Raw genomic sequence first — 3,549 nt, 5'->3', positions numbered from 1 at the left:
CCAACCGCCTGCTGCGCCAATACCTGCCCCACGGCGTCGACCTATCGACGTTCAGCCAGGCCCAACTCAGCGCCATCGCCAGACAGCTCAACGAGCGGCCGAGAAAAACCTTGATGTACCAAACGCCAGCTGAGAAGTTCGCCCAGAGCGTTGCATCGATCGGTTGAACCCACCGGACATACCGGACATTGTGGCTGGTCTCGGCGGAACTGCCCTTGCCCGAAGACGCGCAAGGCTGGCTCGACGACCTTGTCGAACCCGCCACCTGGATCGCGGCGGGGTTTCCGCAGCCGGTGACCTACGAGGGCTCGCGCGCCGTCACGCGCCCATTCCGCGATGTGGTTGCCGCCGCGCTCCAGATCACCCGGGCGAACGCCGACGGCAGCTTTTTCCCGGCTGCGAACGCGGTGCTCCACCGCAACCTGCTCGCCGCCTACGGTCCTGCCACGGTCGCTGCCGCCGACACTGGGTAAGGGGAGGGGGCTGGAACTGGGCGTTCCTAAAGGGAGTCCAAGCCCATGCCTCGCTTCTATGCCGGGATCGGTGCGCGCGCGACGCCGCCCGACGTCCTCAGCCTGATGACGCGTGCCGCCTTCGCGCTCACCAAGCGCGGCTATGTCCTGCGCTCGGGCCACGCGATCGGCGCCGACAGCGCGTTCGAGCGTGGGGCCGGCCGTGATGCGCAGATCTTCCTGCCGGCGGCGGGTTGGCGCGGTTCGGCAAGCGCGTTCCATCCCGATACGTTCGGAGACGAGCTCTGGGGCAGGGCGCGCACTATCGCCGCCGCGCACCATCCGGCCTTTGCCGGGGTCTCGGCCTTCGTCCAGGCGCTCCACACCCGCAACGTGTTCCAGGTCTTGGGCTGCTCGCTCGATAGCCCAGCGGAATTCGTGCTGTGCTGGACCGCCGACGGTGAGGCCTCGGGCGGCACCGGCCAGGCGTTGCGGATTGCCGCCAGTCACGGCGTCCCCGTCTTCAATCTCCAGAGGCCGCGGACACGCGCCCACGTCGAGCGCCACCTCGTCCTCTGACCCGTTCAAATCCGCGCCTGTCCGCCGTTCTATCCCTTGCCTTGGCAACGGGACGCGGGGCGCGTGCGGCAACACGAAAGTCTCAGCCATGTCCTCGATCACGCTCACGCTCGAACTTGCCTGCACGCGCGAGGAAGCCGCGCGCTTCGCTGCGGTCGAAATGTTCCTCGCCGAAATGTCTGAGAACGCAGAAGCCGAACCCCCGGCCGAACTCGACGCGGTCTTCGGTGTTCGGCCACGCGAGACGATCCTCGGCCTTGCCGGGCACCCGCGGCCGCTCGGGATCACCTGCCGGTATGACCGCGAGGCTGGCATGATGACGCTCGCCGCGATCGATGGCCAACCCAATCTCGCCGCACTGCCGGTGCTGTTGCTCTGGCTCTATCCCGACAAGCTGCCCATCGCCTACTCGGTCCACGTGACAGAGCGGTCCGAACTCGCGGTCTGGACCATCGTCGGCCTCAACCGCATCGAAATCACCCAGCACGAGGGGGAGGCCGCGACGCGGCTCGAAGCCTTGCGGGCAATTGGGGACACGCCCCGGCGTCTCGACCTGCTACCGACCAAACCGCTGCCCCGGTCGGACGACTGAGCCTGCTCAGGCGGCCTGCTGCGCGTCCCAGCTGCGCCGCGGCGGCCGGCTGACGCGGGCCGGGAGCGGCTCGCCTTCCTTCCACAGCAGGTGAGCGACGCATTGCCCGGCGAGCAGCGCTTCCAGCGGCTCCGCCACCTCGTTGTCGCGGTCATGGATGTGGATGGCGCTGGCTTCCTCGCCGGTGTCCTTGAGCACCAGGCTGGCGATCGGCGTGTCGGTGTCGAGATTGACGCGCAGACCCTTCACGAACCGCCGCTTCTCCGCGACCGCCTTGCCGACAAGGTAGCGCTCGTCGCTGGTCTCGTAGGGCAGCCACTCGGGCGTGACGGGCATCAGCGCCACCTCGATAAGGTCGAAGGTGCCCTCGCGCCGCCGTGCGAACGAGCCGGCGAGAACCAGGTGCCCGTTTTTGCCGTTCGGACCATCCTGCGCCTGCCACAGCGCGAGTTCGCCGGCGAACCGCTTGTGGAAGCGCCGTGCCATGTCCTGGTCCATCACGAAGGGCATGTCGCCGACATGACGCAGCACGATCTTTTCCGCGCCGTGCGCGGGAACGATCTCCTTGATCTCGCCCACGACCACCATCATCTCGTCCCGCGAAGCATAGACCCGGGCGAGGGCCGCGCGGCGACGCGCCCGGATCTCTTCCTTTTCTTCGACCTTGAAGCTCTCGGGCACGAACAGCACGTGGGGCAGGGCTTCCTGCTTGGCCCGGCAGCTGGCCGCCGCCTCGAGCAGCGCGCGGCGCACCACGAACCACGTCCGCTTGCCCGCCATCTTCGGATGCCAATGCGTCAGCTCCGCCCGGTCCCACAGGACATGCAGCAGCCCGCGCATCGACAGCTTCTGACCCGAGGACTTCACCGTCGGCTTGTCGTTGGTGAGCGCTGCGGGCGCGAGCCGGGCCGCTCCGCGCGAGAGCGGGAAGCCGAGCTTCAGGCTGGTCTCGCCGCTCGCCTCATCGTCGAGCACGGCGCTCCCGCGGACCTGGCCCATGCCGGTGAGGTAATCGGGTGCCTCGTAATGATCGCAGGCGGTCGCATGACGCGCGCCCGAGCCCGGCCAGCGCGCGAGCACGTAGCGGTTCTGGCGGTGCGAAATGTAAAGGGGGAGTTCGGTTCCCTTGCGGCATTCGCAATGGACCGGGCTTTTGCGCTCGTAGGCTTCGCGCAAGACGGGCTGAAGTTCATCGCCTTCGGCCACGCTGCGGCCGAGCACACGGTATCGCTGGATCATTGGGGTATCTCCAATTTCTCGCGATCGACGCTGCCCGTTCGACCTCTCGCGCATCTCCTTCGTTTGACGCGGCCCCGGATGGGCACGCTGGGCCAGTCTATGCCGGCCTTGCGAGTGCGGCAAGGTTTGCTGTGCCGGTGGGTGGTGTGTGGAAAACCCCGCTTCGGCTTGGCTTGCGAGTTCCGCGCTGGCATCACGGCGCGATGACGGCATCCGACCAGCAATTTTCCTTGTTCGATCTGGATCTCGACCCGGTGGTCGAGGACCGCAAGAGCGCGACCACGCCCACGGGGCGCTTCAGCAACTTCATCGTCTACGTCGATGAGAGCGGGGATCACGGCATGCACACCGTCGATCCCAATTACCCGCTGTTCGTCCTCGCATTCTGCGTCTTCTACAAGAAGCACTACAGCGAGAAGGTCGTCCCGGCGCTAGAGAAGTTCAAGTTCAACCATTTCGGCCACGACATCGTGATCCTGCACGAGCGAGAAATTCGCAAGGAAACCGGCCCCTTCAAGTTCGCCAACGAAGCCGAGAAGCTGGGTTTCATCGATGGCCTCAGAGGCCGTTTCGAAAGGGGTTGAGCGGCTGAGACACATGTGATTCCGGGAGTTTGCAGACTTCTCGGAGACAGGCATGTGGACCCCAGCCACCCGCGCGCAGCATACGCGGGTCTCGAAGCGATAC

5 protein-coding genes and 1 pseudogene are annotated in these 3,549 nt (G+C 66.4%); 5 read left to right on the top strand and 1 reads right to left on the bottom strand.

Features of this window, described 5'->3' with window-relative positions; genetic code table 11:
• The 4 genes and pseudogenes from H7F49_RS18910 to H7F49_RS18895 form a co-directional block, all read left to right on the top strand.
• Positions 1–167 (top strand): annotated as a pseudogene (locus tag H7F49_RS18910) (IS30 family transposase); the annotation flags it as partial.
• A gap of 21 nt (positions 168–188) precedes the next feature.
• A complete protein-coding gene (locus tag H7F49_RS18905; RefSeq protein WP_235982353.1) occupies positions 189–473 on the top strand; it encodes a hypothetical protein in 285 nt (94 codons plus the stop codon).
• Positions 474–518: 45 nt separating this feature from the next.
• Positions 519–1,031 (top strand): hypothetical protein, encoded by a 513-nt coding sequence (locus tag H7F49_RS18900; RefSeq protein ID WP_185685107.1) that lies wholly within the window; start codon positions 519–521, stop codon positions 1,029–1,031.
• An 88-nt stretch (positions 1,032–1,119) separates the two neighbouring features.
• Complete coding sequence (locus H7F49_RS18895; protein ID WP_185685106.1) at positions 1,120–1,623, top strand: hypothetical protein; 504 nt, start codon at positions 1,120–1,122, stop codon at positions 1,621–1,623.
• Positions 1,624–1,629: 6 nt separating this feature from the next.
• Here H7F49_RS18895 and H7F49_RS18890 read toward each other — a convergent pair whose 3' ends face one another.
• Positions 1,630–2,862: a DUF1173 domain-containing protein gene (locus tag H7F49_RS18890; RefSeq protein WP_185685105.1), complete on the bottom strand. Its 1,233-nt coding sequence runs from the start codon at positions 2,860–2,862 to the stop codon at positions 1,630–1,632.
• Between the two features lie 203 nt (positions 2,863–3,065).
• Here H7F49_RS18890 and H7F49_RS18885 point away from each other — a divergent pair, with 203 nt between their 5' ends.
• A complete protein-coding gene (locus H7F49_RS18885) occupies positions 3,066–3,446 on the top strand; it encodes a DUF3800 domain-containing protein (RefSeq protein ID WP_214647913.1) in 381 nt (126 codons plus the stop codon).
• Positions 3,447–3,549 lie beyond the last annotated feature (103 nt).

It is taken from the genome of Novosphingobium aerophilum, assembly GCF_014230305.1.
GTDB classification, from domain to species: Bacteria; Pseudomonadota; Alphaproteobacteria; order Sphingomonadales; family Sphingomonadaceae; genus Novosphingobium; species Novosphingobium aerophilum.
This window is presented reverse-complemented; position numbering and strand designations above follow the sequence as displayed.

Coding starts and splice junctions, on each gene's coding strand:
- H7F49_RS18900 (WP_185685107.1), top strand. CDS start 519: ATGCCTCGCTTCTATGCCGGGATCGGTGCGCGCGCGACGCCGCCCGAC.
- H7F49_RS18895 (WP_185685106.1), top strand. CDS start 1,120: ATGTCCTCGATCACGCTCACGCTCGAACTTGCCTGCACGCGCGAGGAA.
- H7F49_RS18890 (WP_185685105.1), bottom strand. CDS start 2,862: ATGATCCAGCGATACCGTGTGCTCGGCCGCAGCGTGGCCGAAGGCGAT.
- H7F49_RS18885 (WP_214647913.1), top strand. CDS start 3,066: ATGACGGCATCCGACCAGCAATTTTCCTTGTTCGATCTGGATCTCGAC.